Origin of the sequence: Streptomyces sp. NPDC001634 (assembly GCF_040298185.1) — a bacterium.
Taxonomy (GTDB): domain Bacteria; phylum Actinomycetota; class Actinomycetes; order Streptomycetales; family Streptomycetaceae; genus Streptomyces.
The window spans coordinates 57,405-76,190 of record NZ_JBEOZU010000047.1 but is presented as its reverse complement, the minus strand read 5'-3'; the positions used below and the strand labels follow the sequence as shown (position 1 = coordinate 76,190).

1 protein-coding gene is annotated in these 18,786 nt (G+C 72.6%); it reads right to left on the bottom strand.

Annotated elements, in window-relative coordinates; all coding sequences use genetic code 11:
- Positions 1-18,779, bottom strand: an 18,779-nt coding sequence (locus ABT186_RS28160) for a type I polyketide synthase (RefSeq protein WP_351927419.1), incomplete at its 3' end; no start/stop codon positions are given.
- Between the last annotated feature and the right edge of the window lie 7 nt (positions 18,780-18,786).

Genomic DNA, 18,786 nt, shown 5'->3' with positions numbered 1-18,786 from the left:
TCCCCCGCCCGCAACGCCTGCACCGCAAGATGCAGGGCCACCAGCGCGGACGAGCATGCCGTGTCCACCGTCACCGCCGGGCCCTCCAGGCCCAGGGTGTAGGACACACGGCCGGAGACGATGCTTGCCGCGTTGCCGGTGCCGAGGTGGCCGCCGACGTCCTCGCCGGAGGCGACGAGGAGCGGGGTGTAGTCGTTGCCGTTGGTGCCGGCGAAGACGCCGGTCCGGGATCCGCGCAGCGACAGCGGGTCGATGCCGGCCCGCTCGAACGCCTCCCACGCCAGCTCCAGCAGCAGCCGCTGCTGCGGGTCCATCGCCAGCGCCTCACGCGGCGAGACACCGAAGAAGGCGGGGTCGAACTCGGCCATGTCCCGCAGGAATCCGCCCTCGCGGGCGGTGCAGGTGCCGGGGTGGTCGGGATCCGGGTGGTACAGGTTGTCGACGTCCCAGCCGCGGTCGGCCGGGAAGGGCGCGATGGCGTCGGTACCGTCGGCGAGCAGCCGCCAGTAGTCCTCGGGGGTGTTCGCCCCGCCGGGGAAGCGGCAGCTCATCGCGGTGATGACGATCGGGTCGTCGGCGAAGGAGGCGGACGTGGCGACGGGCCGCGTCGTGGCGGGCAGGCGGTCGCCATCGTCGGACGCCGCGCCGAGTTCGCCGAGCAGCATCCGGGCCAGTTCCGCGCAGTTCGGGTAGTCGAAGACCAGCGTGGCCGGCAGACGCAGCCCGGTGATCTTGTTCATCCCGTTGCGGAGCTCGACGGCGCTCAGCGAGTCGAAGCCGAGGTCGCTGAAGGCGCGGGTCGGCTCGACGGCCTCGGGCCCCGGGTAGCCGAGGACGGTGGCGACATAGCCGCGGACGACGTCGAGGACGGCGCCGGCGCGTTCGTCGTCGGTGAGACCGGCCAGGTGGCGGCGGAGGGCGGGCTGGTCGCCGTCGGCGCCGTCACCTCCGAAGGCGTCCGATGCGGCCTGTCCGGAGGCCGTGCCGCGGGCCGGGTTGAGGACGCGCTGGGCGTCGGGCAGGTCGCGCAGCAGGGCGCTGGGCCGGGAGCCGGTGAAGGCGGGCGCGAAGCGTTCCCAGCCGATGTCGGTGACGGCGAGGTAGGTTTCGCCGTGGTCGAGGGCCTGCTGGAGGGCCTGGCAGGCCAGTTCGGGCTGCATGTCGTAGACGCCGTAGCGGCGCAGACGTTCGCCGACCGCGCCGTCGCCCATGCCGCCGTCGGCCCAGTGCCCCCAGGCGACGGCGGTGGCGGGCAGACCGAGGGAGCGGCGCTGCTGGGCGAGGGCGTCCAGGAAGGCGTTGCCGGGGGCGTAGTTGCCGAGGCCGGGGCCGCTGATGGTGCCGGACGTCGAGGAGAACAGCACGAACGCAGACAGATCGAGGTGGGCGGTCAGTTCGTGCAGGTTCACCGCGGCGGTGGCCTTGGTGCGCAGCACCGGGTTCATACGGCCGGGGTCGAGGGCGTCGATGACACCGTCGTCGAGGGATCCGGCAATGTGCAGTACGGCGTCCAGCGGGTGCTCCTCGGGGATCGAGTCGAGGAGGTCGCGCAGGGCGTCGCGGTCGGCGACGTCACAGGCGGCGAGGGTGACGCGGCCGGCGCCGAGTTCGGTGAGCTCCGCCAGGAGTTCGTCGGCGCCTGGCGCGTCGGCGCCCCGGCGGCTGGTGAGCAGCAGATGTTCGGCACCGAGGGAGGCGAGCCGGCGGGAGATGTGTCCGCCGACGGCGCCGGTGCCACCGGTGATCAGGACGGTGCCGCGCGGGCGCCAGCTCTCGCCGGGCGGGGTGGCACCGGCGAGCGGGGCGCGCAGAAGCCTGCGGCCGTAGGTGCCGGAGGCGCGTACGGCGGTCTGGTCCTCGCCGTCGGGCCGGGCGAGCAGCGCGCAGAGCCGGTCGCCCGCGCGGCGGTCGAGGACGGCGGGCAGGTCGATCAGGCCGCCCCAGCGGTCGGAGTGTTCCAGGGCGGCGACCCGGCCGAGACCCCAGACGAGGGCCTGCGGGGCGCTGAGGACGGTCTCCGAGCCGGCGACGGCGACGGCACCGCGGGTGGCGCACCACAGGGGTGCGCTGACGCCGAGGTCGCCGAGCGCCTGGAGGAGGGAGAGCGTTCCGGCGAGTCCGGCGGGCACCGCCGGGTGTTCGGGGTGCGGGTTCTCGTCCAGTGCGAGGAGCGACAGCACACCACCGAGGCCGGCCGGTTCGAGGGCGGGCCCGTCGCCGGTGGCGGCGAGCGCGGCGGTCAGCAGGGCGGCCAGGCACTCCCGGTCGGCGTCGGGGCCGGCGCCGTCGACGGGCACGAGGCGGACGGGGACACCGTGGTCGGCGAGGGCCTGCCGGGTGGCGTCCGCCAGTTCGTGACCGGCGGCGGGCACGACGAGGAGCCAGGTTCCGGCCGGGGGTGCGGCCGCGGTGTCCTGGGTGAGCGGGGTCCAGCCGACGGTGTAGCGCCAGCTGTCGACGGTGGACTGCTCCCTGCTGCTGCGCCGCCAGGCGGACAGCGCGGGCAGCACCTCGCGCAGCGGGGTGTCACCGCCGAGGTCGAGGGTGTCGGCGAGGGATTCGAGGTCCTCTTCCTCCACGGTCTGCCAGAAGCGGCTCTCCACCTCGTCGACGACGTCTCCGCCGTCCTCGGCGGCAGGGTCGGCGTCCCGCAACTCGGGCCAGAACCTGAGCCGTTGGAAGGCGTAGGTGGGCAGGTCGACGCGTTCGGCGCCGGTGCCGGCGAAGACGGCGCGCCAGTCCACGGCCACGCCCTGGGTGTGGGCCTCGGCCAGGGAGGTCAGGAAGCGGTCCAGGCCGCCCTGGTCGCGGCGGAGGGTGCCGAGGACGACGGCGTCGGCGGCGGCGTCCTCGATGGTCTCGCGCAGACCGAAGGCGACGACGGGGTGCGGCCCGACCTCGATGAAGGCGCGGTGACCGGCGGCCAGCAGGCCTCGGACCGCGTCCTCGAAGCGGACGGTTTCACGCAGGTTGGTGTACCAGTAGGCGGCGTCGAGGACGATGTCGTCGTCCAGCCAGTCGCCGGTGACCGAGGAGCGGAAGGGGATCTCGGCGGGCTGGGGCCGCAGGCCGGCGAGCGCGTCGAGGACCTGTTCGCGGATGGGTTCGACATGGCCGGAGTGGCTGCCGTAGTCCACGGCGACCTTGCGGGCCTGGACGCCGTCGCCGGTCAGTTCGGTGAACAGCCGGTCCAGGGCATCGGCGGCACCGGAGACGACGACCGAGGAGGGGCCGTTGACGGCGGCGACGGCGAGCGCGTCGCCGTACGGCTCGAGGCGGCTGCGTACCTCGTCGGCGGGCAGCGGGACGGACATCATGCCGCCGTCGCCCGCGATGGCGGTGATGGCCTTGCTGCGCAGGGCGGCGACGCGGGCACCGTCCTCCAACGACAGGGCGCCGGCAACGACGGCCGCGGCGATCTCGCCCTGGCTGTGACCGACGACGGCAGCAGGTTCGACGCCGTACGAACGCCACAGGTGGGCGAGGGAGACCATGACGGCCCACAGGACGGGCTGGACGACGTCCACCCGGTCGAGGTCGGGGGCGTCCGGGCCGCCGCGCAGGGCGGCGGTCAGCGACCAGTCCACGTACGGCGCGAGGGCCTGCTCGCACTCGGCGATGCTGCGGGCGAACTCCGGTGCGGTGTCGAGGAGTTCCCGGCCCATTCCGGCCCACTGGGCGCCCTGGCCGGGGAAGACCAGCACGGGTCCGGTGCCACGCCGGTCGACGCCTTGGACGGCATCGCTGACCATGCGGTCCTCGGCGAGGTCACGCAGTCCGCGTTCCAGGCCGTCGTGGTCGGCGGCGAGTACGACCGCGCGCTGCTCGAACGCGGTGCGGGTGGTGGCCAGGGACAGCCCGACGTCGGCGAGCCGGGCGCCGGGGTGGGCGCGCAGGTGGGCGAGGAGCCTGCCCGCCTGGGCGCGCAGCCCGTCGGAGGTGCGGGCGGACACGGGGACGGGTACGAGCGGCAGTACCGGGCGGGTGTCGTGCTCGTCACCGGTGGTACCGGCGTCCCGAGGAACGTCGGCGGGGGCCTGTTCGATGATGACGTGCGCGTTGGTGCCGCTCATGCCGAACGAGGAGACGCCGGCGCGGCGCGGACGGCCGGTCTCGGGCCACGGCAGCGGCTCGTCGAGCAGCCGTACGGCGCCCGCGGACCAGTCGACCTCGGGGGTCGGGGTCTCGGCGTACAAGGTGGCCGGGAGGACCCCGTTGCGGAGGGCCATGACCATCTTGATGATGCCGCCGACACCGGCCGCCGCCTGGGAGTGACCGATGTTGGACTTCAGCGAGCCCAGCCACAACGGACGGTCCTCGGGCCGGTCCTGGCCGTAGACGGCGATCAGCGCCTGTGCCTCGATGGGGTCGCCCAGCGTCGTACCGGTGCCGTGCGCCTCGACGGCGTCGACGTCGCCCGGGGCGAGCCCGCCGGCAGCCAGCGCGGCACGGATGACCCGCTGCTGCGAGGGGCCGTTGGGCGCGGTCAGGCCGTTGGACGCGCCGTCCTGGTTGAGGGCGCTGCCTTGTACGACGGCGAGGACGGGGTGTCCGTTGCGCCGGGCGTCGGACAGCCGTTCCAGTACGACCATGCCGACGCCCTCGGCCCAGCTCGCTCCGTCGGCGTCCGCGGAGAACGGCTTGCAGCGACCGTCCTCGGCGAGCGCGCGCTGCCGGCTGAACTCGATGAGGGAGCCCGGTGTCGACATCACGGTGACACCACCCGCAAGAGCCAGGTTGCACTCGCCCTGCCGCAGCGCCTGCACCGCGAGGTGCAGCGCCACCAGGGACGACGAGCAGGCGGTGTCGACGGACAGGGCCGGGCCCTCGAGGCCCAGGGCGTAGGCGATACGTCCGGACAGGACGCTCGGCGAGTTTCCGGTGCCGATGTAGCCCTCGAAGCTGTCCTTGGCGGCGCCGAGGATCCCGACGTAGTCCTGGTAGGTGACGCCGGCGAAGACACCGGTGAGGCTGCCGCGCTGGGACACCGGGTCGATACCGGCCCGCTCCAGCGCCTCCCACGACGTCTCAAGGAGCAGCCGCTGCTGCGGGTCCATCGCCAGCGCCTCGCGCGGGGAGATGCCGAAGAAGCCGGGGTCGAACTGGCTTGCGTTGTGCAGGAATCCGCCCTCGCGGGCGTAGCAGGTGCCCGGGTGGTCCGGGTCCGGGTGGTAGAGCTTCGCGAGGTCCCAGCCGCGGTCGGCCGGGAGGGGGGAGATGCCGTCGCCCCGGTTCGCCACCAGGTCCCACAGTTCCTCGGGGCTGGTGATGCCGCCCGGGTAGCGGCAGGCCATGCCGACCACGACGACCGGATCGTCGTCGAGACGGGCACGGGAGGCGGCGGGCGTCGCGGAGTCCGGCCGGGCCCCGAACAGTTCCTCGTCGAGGTGCGCGGCGAGCGCGAGCGGCGTCGGGTGGTCGAAGACCAGGGTGGCGGGCAGCAGCACCCCGATGTCGGCGCTGAGCTGGTTGCGCAGTTCCACCGCGGTGATGGACGCGAAGCCGAGGTCCTTGAAGACGCGGGAGGGTTCCACCTCGTCGACGTCGACATAGTCGAGCACGGCGGCCACCTTGCGGCGCACCAGGTCGAGCAGTACTCGCTGCCGCTCGGCCGCGGACCGGCCGGCGAGCCGGTCGAGCAGGCCGACTCCCCCGCTCGCGTCACCGGAGTCGGCGGCGCGGCGGCGTACCGGCCGTGCCGGGGCGGCCGAACGCGCGGACTCCGTACGGTCGTCGGCGCCGACGGGGGTGTCCACGCGGTTCGCCGTGATCACACTGTCCGTGCCGTCTCCCGCGGTGGCGGCGCCGACGGCCGGTGTGCGCCCGCCGGAGGCAGGACGCAGCCGCAGCGAGTCGATGACGAGGACCGGCTGTCCGGAGGCGTCGGCGGCCCGGAGGGTCACCGCGTCCTCGGCGCACCGGGTCAGCCGGACGCGCAGCGCGCCGGCGCCGTCGGCGAGAAGCGTGGCGCGCTGCCACGCGAACAGCAGCAGTCCGTCGCCCAGCCCCTCCGGCAGGCCGAGCCCCAGCGGATGCAGAGCGGCGTCCAGCAGCGCCGGGTGCACCCCGAACCGCCGCGCCTGCTCGCGCGCCTCCTCACCCAGGGCGACCTCGGCGTACACGTCGTCTCCGTGCCGCCATACGCCGGTCAGCGCGCGGAACGCGGGGCCGTACTCCAGACCCGCGTCGGCGGCAAGCCGTTCGTACAGGTCGCCGATCTCGACGGGTTCGGCGCCGGCCGGCGGCCAGAGGGCGAACTCGCCTTCCTGCCCCGCGTCGGTCCCCGCGTCCGTGGTGCCGCCGGGGACGAGCAGGCCGCCCGCGTGGCGGGTCCATGCGGTGTCGTCGAGCCCCGCTTCGTCGGGGTGCGAGTAGACGGCCAGGGCGCGGGTGCCGCGGGCGTCCGGCTCCTCGATCCGGACCTGGATCCGGACCGCGCCGTGCTCGGGCACGGTCAGCGGTGCCTCCAGCGTGAGTTCGCGTACTTCGGCGCAGCCCACCTGGTCGCCCGCGTGGACGGCGAGTTCCAGGAAGGCGGTGCTGGGCACAACGGCGGCCCCGGCGAGCCGGTGGTCCGCCAGCCACGGGTGGGAGCGCAGCGACAGCCGTCCGGTCAGTACAACCGCGCCGGTGCCCACGACCGGCATCGCGGCGGCGAGCAGCGGATGGCCGGTGGCGGCGAGACCCAGCGCGGAGGCGTCGCCGGACCCCGCGGGCACCTCGAGCCAGTAGCGCCTGCGCTGGAAGGCGTACGTGGGCAGGGCGATCCTCGGCGCGCGGGACAGCCACGGCAGGGGTGCCGCCCAGTCCAGGTCGACGCCCCGCGTGAACAGCGCGGACACCGCGGACAGCAGGGTCCGCGGCTCGGGACGGTCGTCGCGCAGGGCGGACACCTGGAGGCCGTCCGCCGTGGGCAGGCAGGACTGGGCAAGGGTGGTCAGGGTGCTGTCGGGGCCGAGTTCGAGGAACCGGGTGATGTTCTGGCCGGCCAGGGTGCGCACACCGTCCGCAAAGCGGACCGCGTCCCGCACGTGCCGCACCCAGTACTCGGGCGAGGTCAGTTCTTCGGCGGTGGCGGGTGCGCCGGTGACGTCGGAGACGACGGAAATACGCGGCGGCGCGTAGGCGATGCTCTCCGCGACGGCACGGAAGTCGACCAGCATCGGTTCCATCAGCGGGGAGTGGAAGGCATGGCTGACCCGCAGTCTCCGGGTCCGCCGGCCCAGCGCCTCGACGGCGGCGGCGATTTCGCTCACCGCGCCCTCGGTGCCGGACACCACCACGGACAGCGGTCCGTTGACGGCGGCGATGCCGGCTTCGTTCTCCCGGCCCGCGAGCAGCGGCAGCACATCGTCCTCGGACGCCTGGAGCGACACCATCGCCCCGCCCTCTGGCAGCGCCTGCATCAGCCGTCCGCGCGCGGCGACCAGTCGGCAGGCGTCGGCCAGGGACCACACCCCGGCGACATGGGCGGCGGCCAGCTCACCGATCGAGTGGCCGAACAGCACGTCCGGGCGCACACCCCACGACTCCAGCAGCCGGAACAGGGCCACTTCGAGCGCGAAGAGGGCGGGCTGGGCGTACTCGGTGCGGTTCAGCAGCTCCGCGTCCTCACCGAAGACGACCTCCCGCAGCGGGCGCGGCAGTTCGGTGTCCAGGTACGCGCTTACGGCGTCGAAGGCATCCGCGAAGACCGGGTACTCCTCGTACAACTCCCCGCCCATGCCGAGGCGTTGGGATCCCTGGCCCGCGAAGAGGAACGCCGTACGGCCGTCCGCGAGTGCGGAGCCGATGACGGCCCCGTCGGTCTGCTCGCCGTCCGCGACCGCGCGGAGGGTGCGCAGCAGCTCCTCGCGGTCGGCGCCCCACATCACGGCCCGGTGCTCGAACACCGAGCGGGAGCGCACGAGGGACGCGGCGACCTCGACAGCCGTCGTCTCGGGACGCCCGGCGACAAAGGCTGCCAGCCGTTCGGCCTGGGCGCGCAGGGCGGCTCGGCTGCGGCCGGAGACCACCCACGGCAGCAGTGCGGGCTCCGGAAGGTCGTTCTTGCCACCGCTCCGGGAGCCCTCGGACGAGGGTTCCTCAGGGGCCGGGGCCTCCAGTGCGGGTTGCTCCAGGATGACATGGGCGTTGGTGCCGGACACGCCGAAGGCCGACACTCCGGCCCGGCGCGGACGCCCCTCGGTCCCCGGCCACTCGGCGTTCTCCGTCAGCAGCCTGATGTCACCGGCCGACCAGTCCACATGCGTCGAGGGCTGTTCCACGTGCAGGGTGCGCGGCAACAGGCCGTGGTTCATCGCCAGCACCATCTTGATGACACCGGAGACACCGGCGGCGGCCTGGGTGTGCCCGATGTTGGACTTCAACGAGCCCAGCAGCAGGGGCTGTTCGCGGTCCTGGCCGTAGGTGGCAAGGAGGGCCTGGGCCTCGATAGGGTCGCCCAGGGTCGTACCGGTGCCGTGTGCCTCCACGGCGTCCACGTCGGCCGGCGCGAGTCCGGCCCCGGCGAGGGCCTGTCGGATGACGCGTTGCTGTGCGGGCCCGTTGGGGGCGGTGAGGCCGTTGCTGGCGCCGTCCTGGTTGACGGCGGATCCGGCCACCACCGCCAGCACCGGGTGTCCGTTGCGGCGGGCGTCGGACAGCCGTTCCACGATGAGCACGCCCACACCCTCGGCCCAGCCCGTGCCGTCGGCGTCGTCGGAGAACGCCTTGCACCGGCCGTCCGCCGCCAGACCGCCCTGCGAGCTGAATTCGACGAACGCGCCCGGGTCGGCCAGCACGGTCACACCGCCGACCAGCGCCAGGTCGCACTCTGCGGAACGCAGGGACTGAGCCGCCAGGTGCAGCGCCACCAGCGAGGACGAGCACGCCGTGTCGACGGTCACCGCGGGGCCCTCGAAGCCGAAGGTGTAGGCGACGCGGCCGGAGACCACGCTGCCCGCGACACCCGTCAGCAGCTGCCCGCCGAGCCCTTCCGGCACCTCCCGCAGTCCGGCGCCGTATCCGGAGCTGCCGGCACCGACGAACACACCCGTACGGCTGCCGTGCAGCGAGTCGGGCCTGATCGCCGCGTGTTCCAGGGCTTCCCAGGACGTCTCAAGGAGCAGCCGCTGCTGCGGGTCGACGGCGACGGCCTCGCGGGGCGAAATCCCGAAGAAGCCGGGGTCGAACTGCGCGGCGTCGGAGAGGAAGCCTCCCGCACGGGTGTGGCTGCGGCCCTGGCCGCCGCCGTCCGCGGAGCCGTACAGGGCGTCGAGGTCCCAGCCCCGGTCGGTGGGGAACTCGGAGATTGCGTCGGTTCCTTCGGTGACCAGTCGCCACAGATCGTCCGGTCCCGCGACCCCGCCCGGGAGACGGCAGGCCATCCCGACGATGACGATCGGGTCGTCCGTCGTGGACGTCACGACCGGGACCGGCAGCAGCGCGTTGGTGCCGGGCTCGTCGCCGTCGTCGGCGAACAGTTCCTGTCGCAGCAGCCGTACGAGGGCCGTCGGCGTCGTGTGGTCGAAGACGAGGGTACTGGGCAGTTTCAGACCGGTCTCGGCGGCGAGCCGGTTGCGCAGCTCGACGGCCGTGAGGGAGTCGAAGCCCAGGTCGCGGAAGGACCGGGTGGCCTCGATCGCCCCGGCGCCGGCATGACCGAGCACCGCGGCGACACGGTCCAGCACCAGCTCCAGCAGCGCACGCTCGCGTTCACTCGCGGCCATCCGGCCGAGCCGGTCGCGCAGCGCCGAGCCGGCCGTTTCACCGGCGAGAGAATCCGAGGCCGTGGTCAGGGCGGTGCGGGCTTCGGGCAGGTCGGCGAGCAACGCGCTCGGACGGACGCTCGTGTACGCGGGCGTGAACCGTGCCCAGTCCACATCCGCCACGACCACCACAGGGTCCGCGCCCGGCACCACGCGGCCGAGTGCGCGCACGGCCCGCTCCGGCTCCAGCGCCACCAGACCCCGGCGCCGCAGCGCCTCGACCGCCTCCGCACCGGCCGCCATACCACTGTCGGCCCACGGCCCCCAGGCCACCGACGTCCCCGCCAGCCCCCGCGCCCGACGCGCCTCCACCAGCCCGTCCAGAAACGCATTGGCCGCCGCATAACCGGCCTGCCCACCACTGCCCCACACCCCGGCAATGGAGGAGAACACCACGAACGCATCCAGCGGACGCTCACCGAGCGCCGCATCCAGATTCGCCGCTCCCGCGACCTTCCCCGTCCACACCTCGGCCAGATCCTGCACCGACATCTGCTCCAACGGCAGGTTCACCACCGCACCGGCCGCATGCACCACCGCATCCACCGAGTACTGCGTCAGCAGTTCCTCCACAGCGGCACGGTCGGCAACGTCGCACACCGCAACGCTCACCTGCACCCCGGAAGCGGCAAGCTCATCCCGCAGCTCGGTGGCGCCCGGCGCATCCAGGCCCCGGCGGCTGACCAGCACCAGATGCCCGGCACCCTCCGCGGCCGCCCAACGCGCCACACGGGCACCCAACGCACCCGTACCACCCGTGACCAGCACCGTTCCCCGAGGACGCCAGGCCGTGTCTCCGCCGGTGGCCTCGCCCGGAATCACCCGCGCCAGCCGACGTCCGAACACACCCGACGCGCGGACCGCCATCTGATCCTCGTCCGCGACACCCGCCAGAACAGCGGCCAGTCGGCCCGCCGTGCGGCGGTCGATGGCGGTGGGCAGATCGACGAGACCGCCCCAACGGTCGGACAGTTCCAGGGCTGCCACCCTGCCCAGGCCCCAGACCGCTCCCTGCACCGCGTCCACGGGACCGTCCGAGCGGCCCATCGACACGGCACCACGGGTCAGCACCCACAGAGGTGCCGTCACACCGGCGTCGCCCAGGGCCTGTACCAAGGCCACCGACCCGGAGACACTCACCGGCACGCCGTCCTCGGACACTTCACCGGAGAGAGCAAGCAGCGACACCACACCCGCGAGCGACGCCATACCCTGCAGCCGTGCGGCAATCTGCGCACGGTCCGTACCGGCCTCGTACGCGACCCGCTCCACCTCGGCACCACGGGCTGTCAGAGCGTCGATCACCGACTCCGACCATGCGTCTTCGGCGAGTCCCGCCGGCTCGACCACCAGCCAGCGTCCGGACAGGGTTGCCGAGCCGGAGACGTCGGCCGACGGCCGCCACTCGACGCGGTAGCGCAGGCCGTCCACCTCGGCCTGTTCCAGGCTCTGGCGCCGCCAGGAGGTCAGCGCGGGCAGCACCGCGCCCACGACGTCCGCTTCCAGCTCCAATTCCCCGGCCAGCGCTTCGAGATCCTCGCGCTCGACCGCCTCCCAGAAACGGGCGTCGATCTCGCCGCCGGTGTTCGTGGCCGGTTCCGGGCTCGTGATCGTCGGCCAGTAGGACTCGTGCTGGAAGGCGTAAGTCGGCAACTCCACCCAGGGCTTGTGCGGGAAGTGGCTCGACCAGTCGACCTCGGCACCGCGTGTGAAAGCCGCGGCCACGGCGGCGACCACCGCCCCGGCCTCCGGCCGGTCCTTGCGCAGCGCCGGGACGAACAGCCGTCCTTCGTCCGCCACGCAGTCCTGGGCGAGGACGGTGAGGGTGCTGTCGGGGCCGAGTTCGAGGAAACGGGTGACGGTCTGCCCGGCGAGGGTACGGACAGCGTCTGCGTAACGAACGGTCCGACGGACGTGCTGCACCCAGTAGTCGGGGGAGGTCAGTTCCTCGGCGGTGGCGAGTGCGCCGGTCACCGTGGAGACGATGGGCAGCTTCGGCTGCTCATAGGACAGTTCCTCCGCAACGGCACGGAAATCGGCGAGCATCGGCTCCATCAACGGCGAGTGGAACGCGTGGCTGACCCGCAGCGCCGTCACCTTGCGATCGCGCGCACGGAAACCGTCCGCGATCTCCTCGACCGCCCCGGCCGCACCCGAAATCACCACCGACTGCGGCCCGTTGACGGCGGCGATGCCGACCTCGGCCTCCCGACCGGACAGCAGCGACAGCACCTCGTCCTCGGCAGCCTGGAGCGCGACCATCGCCCCGCCCGCGGGCAGCGCCTGCATCAACCGGCCACGCGCGGCCACCAGCCGGCACGCATCCCCCAGCGACCACACCCCGGCAACATGCGCGGCGGCCAGCTCACCGATCGAGTGACCCGCCAGCACATCCGGGCGCACACCCCACGACTCCAGCAGCCGGAACAGCGCCACCTCCAGCGCGAACAGCGCGGGCTGGGCGTACTCCGTCCGGTTCAGCAGCTCCGCGTCCTCGCCGAAGACGACCTCCCGCAGCGGGCGCGGCAGTTCGGTGTCCAGGTGCGCACACACGGCGTCGAACGCATCCGCGAAGACCGGATACTCCTCATACAACTCCCGCCCCATGGCCAGGCGTTGAGATCCCTGCCCAGCGAACAGGAAGCCCGTACGGCCCCCCTCACCCACCTCACCGGTCACCACACCCTCGGCAGCCGGCTCACCGGCCACAACGGACTCAAGCCCGCGCAGCAACTCCTCACGATCCGCACCCCACACCACCGCACGGTGCTCGAACACCGACCGCGAACGCACAAGAGATCCACCGACCCCCGCAACGCCCAGCGTCTCGTCGCCGCTCACGTACTCCGCAAGCCGACCGGCCTGTGCCCGCAGAGCGTCACGGCTGCGCGCCGACACCACCCAAGGAACCATCGACGACATCGGATCGCCACCGGCCGCAGCCCCGGCCTCCTCAGCGACAGGCTGCTCCAGGACGACGTGCGCATTCGTGCCGGAGACACCGAAGGCGGACACGGCGGCGCGCCTCGGCCGGTCCTCCTCCCTCGCCCAGTCGCGCGGCTCGGTGAGCAGCCGTACGTCACCCGCCGACCAGTCGACATGCGACGAGGGCTCCTCGACGTGGAGGGTCTGCGGCAGTACCGCGTGCTGCATGGCCAGCACCATCTTGATGACGCCCGCGACACCGGCGGCGGCCTGGGTGTGCCCGATGTTCGACTTCACCGAACCCAGCCACAGGGGTTGTTCACGGTCCTGGCCGTACGTGGCCAGCAGCGCCTGCGCCTCGATCGGATCACCCAACGCGGTACCCGTGCCATGCGCCTCCACGGCATCGACATCGGCCGGGCTGAGTCCACCGCCCGCCAGCGCCGCCCGGATCACCCGCTGCTGCGAAGGACCGTTCGGCGCCGTCAGACCATTCGACGCACCGTCCTGATTGACCGCGCTCCCCCGCACCACCGCCAGCACCCGATGACCGTTGCGCCGGGCATCCGACAGCCGCTCCACGACCAGCACACCGACACCCTCACCCCACCCGGTGCCGTCGGCATCGTCGGAGAACGCCTTGCACCGGCCGTCCGCCGCAAGCCCCCGCTGCCGCGAGAACTCCACAAACGCACCCGGCGTCGACATCACCGTCACACCACCGGCCAACGCCAGATCACACTCACCACTGCGCAACGCCTGCACCGCCAGATGCAACGCAACCAACGACGACGAACACGCCGTGTCCACCGTCACCGCAGGCCCCTCAAGACCCAGCACATACGACACCCGGCCCGACAACACGGACGCCGCATTGCCCGTGCCCACATGCCCCTCGAAGTCCTCACCCGAGGCCACCAACAGACCCGTGTAATCCTGACCGTTCGTCCCCGCGAACACACCCGTCCGGCTGCCCCGCAGCGAAGCCGGCGCCATACCCGCCCGCTCCAACGCCTCCCACGACGTCTCCAGCAACAACCGCTGCTGCGGATCCGTCGCCAACGCCTCCCGCGGACTCATCCCGAAGAAACCCGCATCGAAACGATCCACACCATCAAGGAAGGCGCCGACGTTGACCAGCGTGGTTCCGGGGCGCTCACCGTCCGGGTCGTAGAGGGTGGTGAGGTCCCAGCCCCGGTCGGCCGGGAACGCGCCCACAGCGTCCCCACCCGCCGACAACAGCCGCCACAACCCTTCCGGATCCCGCACACCACCCGGGAACCGGCACGCCATCCCGACGATCACCACCGGATCGTCCACACCCCCCACAGGCGCGGGCCCTGCCACCGACGCCTCCACCTCGGCCACACCGCCCAGCAACTGCTCCCGCAGATACCGCGCCAACGACACCGGCGTCGGATAATCGAACACCAGCGTCGCGGCGAGACCCGAGACACCCGTCAGCGCCGCCAGGCCGTTGCGGAGTTCGACCGCGGTGAGAGAGTCGATGCCCAGGTCACGGAAGGCGCGCTCGGCGGCGACAGCTTCGGGGTTGGGGTAGCCGAGGACGGCGGCGGCGCAGGACTGCACCGTCTCCAGCAGGACGCGGTCCCGTTCGGCGGGGGTGAGCCCGGTCAGTCGGCCGAGCAGCCCGGCACGGTCGTCGGATCCGATGCGCTCGGAGGTGGCCGCGGCGCCCTCGACCGCAGCGCGTGCCTCCGGCAGCGATCCGATCAGCGGGCTCGGACGCGTCATGGTGAAGGCCGGTGCGAAGTCCGACCAGTTGAGGTCGGCGACGATCACGGCCGGCGTGTCGGCGGCCACCGCGCGTGTGAGGACCTTCGTGGCGGTCCCCGCGTCCAGCGGGAGCACCCCGCCGCGGCGCATGCGCGAGGTGGATCCGGCGTCCTCGGCCATGCCGGCGTCGGCCCAGGGGCCCCACGCGATCGACGTGGCGGGCAGCCCGGCCGTGCGGCGCCGGTCGGCGAGCGCGTCGAGGAAAGCGTTGGCCGCGGCGTAGTTGGCCTGGCCGGCCGCTCCGATGCTTCCCGCGAAGGAGGAGAAGAGGACGAAGGCGTCCAGGTCGCGGTCGCGGGTGAGTTCGTCGAGGTGCAGCGCGCCCAGTGCCTTCGTCCGCAACACCGTCGCGAACCGCTCCGGAGTCAGCGCGTCGATCACACCGTCGTCCAGCACACCCGCCGTGTGCACCACCGCATCCACCGGATGCGCCGCCAGCAGCTCCGCCAGCGCGTCGCCATCCGCCACATCACACGCGACCACCGTCACGTGCACGCCCAGACCCAGGAGCTCGTCCCGCAGTTCCGCGGCACCCGGAGCTTCCGGGCCCCGGCGGCTGACCAGCAGCAGATGCCGGGCGCCCTCCGCCGCCGCCCACCGCGCCACACGGGCACCCAACGCGCCCGTACCGCCCGTGACCAGCACCGTTCCCCGCGGCCGCCAACCGCTGCCTTTGGCCTCACCGCCAGTCCCGTTCGGGGTCACCCGGGCCAGCCGGCGCCCGAAGACTCCCGATGCCCGCAGGGCGACCTGGTCCTCGTCGGCGGTTCCGTCGGCCAGGACCACGGCAAGCCTCTGCGTTGCGCGGCGGTCGAGGACCTCGGGCAGATCGATCAGACCACCCCAACGGTCCGGGTACTCCAGCGCCGCCACCCGGCCCAGACCCCACACCGCACCCTGCACCGGATCCACAGGACCGTCCGAACGGCCCACCGACACACCACCCCGCGTCAACACCCACAACCGGCCCCCCACACCCGCATCCCCGAGCGCCTGGATGACCGCGGCCACCGCGGCGCACGTCTGCGTCACGTCATCCGTGGTGCCGGTGGCGAGGACGACACCGGAGACGTCGTCGGAGGCAGCGGCTGTTTCCAACTGTGCTGCGAGGGAGGCTCGTTCCGGTGAACCGGGGAGCTCGACGATCACGGGTTCGGCGCCGCGCGCGGCGAGTTCCGCCGTGACGGCGTCCGTGCCGGCGTCCTGTGTCGCGCCTTCGGGGAGGAGCAGGAGCCAACGGCCGGAGAGAACGGTGGCGGACGACGGCTCGAGCGGCTTCCACTGCGCCCGGTACAACCACCGGTCGGCCCGGGAACGTTCCTGGCGACGACGCCGCCAGGACGAGAGGGCGGGTACGAGACCGTTGAGGGACTCCTCGGCGAGGCCGAGCGACCCGGCCAGCGAGCCGAGGTCGCCGCGCTCGACGGCGTCCCAGAACTCGTTCTCGACGGCATCGGCGGACTGCTGCTCGCCGTTGATGCCTCCGCTGCCGGTGCCGGGGCGGCTCTGGTCCGCCAGCCAGTAGCGCTGGTGCTGGAAGGCGTACGTGGGCAGGTCCGCCCGGCAGCCGCCGGGGAGCACGGTTTCCCAGGCGATGGTGGCGCCATGGGTGTGCAGGCGGGTCAGGGCCGTGAGGGCGCTGACCGGCTCGCTGCGGTCCTTGCGCAGGGTCGCAGTGAACAGGATGCCGTCGCTGCCGACGGTGTCGGCCGCGGCGACCGTCTCCGGGCAGGCCTGGGCCAGAGCGGTGAGGGTGCCGTCGGGCCCGAGTTCGAGATAGCGGGTGACGCCGCGCGCGGCGAGGGCGGACACGCCGTCGGCGAAGCGGACCGTCCGGCGGACGTGCCGCACCCAGTACTCCGGGGAGCGCAGTTCCTCGGCGGTCGCGGTCGTACCGGTGACGGTGGAGACGATCGGGAAGGCCGGGTCCGCGTACTCAAGGCTCTCGGCGACCTGCCGGAACTGCGCCAGCATCGGTTCCATCAGCGGCGAGTGGAAGGCATGGCTGACTCGTAGGGACGTCACCTTGCGGTCCTGCGCACGGAAACCGTCCGCGATCTCCTCGACCGCTTCGGCCGCACCCGAAATCACCACCGACTGCGGCCCGTTGACGGCGGCGATGCCGACCTCGGCCTCCCGACCGGACAGCAGCGGCAGCACCTCGTCCTCGGCAGCCTGGAGCGCGACCATCGCCCCGCCCGCGGGCAGCGCCTGCATCAACCGGCCACGCGCGGCCACCAGCCGGCACGCATCCCCCAGCGACCACACCCCGGCAACATGCGCGGCGGCCAGCTCACCGATCGAGTGACCCGCCAGCACATCCGGGCGCACACCCCACGACTCCAGCAGCCGGAACAGCGCCACCTCCAGCGCGAACAGCGCGGGCTGGGCGTACTCCGTCCGGTTCAGCAGGTCCGCGTCCTCGCCGAAGACGACGTCCCGCAGCGGCAGTTCGAGCTCCGGGTCCATATGCGCGCTTACGGCATCGAAGGCATCCGCGAAGACCGGGTACTCCTCGTACAACTCGCGGCCCATGCGGAGGCGTTGAGAACCCTGCCCCGCGAACAGGAAGGCGGTGCGGCCGTCCGGCTGGGCGATGCCGGTCACGATGCCGTCGGTGCGGTCTCCGTTGGCGAACGCCGCGAGCACATCGACGAGTTCGGTGTGACCGGTGCCGATGACGGCGGCCCGGTACGGCAGGGCCGACCGGTGCGCGGCAAGCGACCAGGCGATGTCGAGCGGGGTGGCGCCGGGGTGCTCCCGTAGGTGCGCGAGGAGCCGTCCGGCCTGCGCGGGCAGGGCCTCCGCGGTACGGGCCGACAGCACCCAGGGCAGCACCCGAGGTGCCTTCTGCGGCAACGCCGGGGACATGGCGGGGGCGGAGTCGCCGTCGGTGGTTGCCTCGGGGGTTTCGGGCAGTTCCTCGCGGGGCGCCTCTTCGAGGACCGCGTGGGCGTTGGTGCCGCTCACGCCGAATGCGGAGACGGCGGCGCGGCGCGGCCGGTCCTCCTGCTCCGGCCACTCCTGCTCCCGCGTCAGCAGCTCCACAGAACCCGCCGACCAGTCCACATGCGACGACGGCTCATCCACGTGAAGGGTGCGCGGCAGCACCCCGTGCTGCATCGCCAGCACCATCTTGATCACACCCGCCACACCCGCAGCCGCCTGAGTGTGCCCGATGTTCGACTTCACCGACCCCAGCCACAAAGGCCGTTCACGGTTCTGCCCATAAGCCGCAATCAGTGCCTGCGCCTCGATCGGATCACCCAACGCGGTACCCGTGCCATGCGCCTCCACCGCATCCACATCCGCCGCAGACAACCCCGCACCCGCCAACGCCGCACGAATCACCCGCTGCTGCGAGGGACCGTTCGGCGCCGTCAGACCATTCGACGCACCGTCCTGATTGACCGCACTGCCCCGCACCACCGCCAGCACCCGATGACCAAGACGCCGGGCATCCGCCAGCCGCTCCACCAGCAGCATGCCCACACCCTCGGACCAACCCGTACCATCCGCGTCATCCGAGAACGCCTTGCACCGGCCATCCACCGCAAGCCCCCGCTGCCGCGAGAACTCCACGAACACACCCGGCGTCGACATCACCGTCACACCACCGGCCAACGCCAGATCACACTCACCACTACGGAGTGCCTGGACCGCCAGATGCAACGCCACCAACGACGACGAACACGCCGTGTCCACCGTCACCGCAGGCCCCTCAAGACCCAGCACGTACGAGACGCGGCCGGAGACCACGGAAGTGGAGTTGCCGGTCAGCAGGTGGCCGCGTACGTCATCGGGGATGTCTCCCAGACCAGCGCCGTACTCCTGGTTGCTGCATCCCACGAAGACGCCGGCGCGCCCGCCCCGCGCCGACTCCGGGTCGATGCCAGCGTGCTCGAACGCCTCCCAGGACGCCTCCAGCAGCAGCCGCTGCTGCGGGTCCATCGCCACGGCCTCACGGGGCGAGATACCGAAGAACGCCGGGTCGAAGTCGCCCGCGTCGTGGACGAATCCGCCCTCGCGGGCGTAACTGCCGTCCACGCGCCGGGAGTCGGGGTCGTAGAGCGCCTCCGCGTCCCACCCACGGTCCGTGGGCCACTCGGAGATGGCATCGACACCGTCGGCCAGGAGCTGCCAGTAGTCCTCGGGGGACCGCACCCCGCCGGGGAACCGGCAGCTCATCCCGACGATCGCGATGGGCTCGTCCCCGCGGGACTCCAGTTCCTGGAGCCGTCGACGCGTCTCGGCCAGGTCGGCGGTGACCCACTTGAGGTAGTCCCGGAGCTTGTCTTCATTCGCCATTGGAACT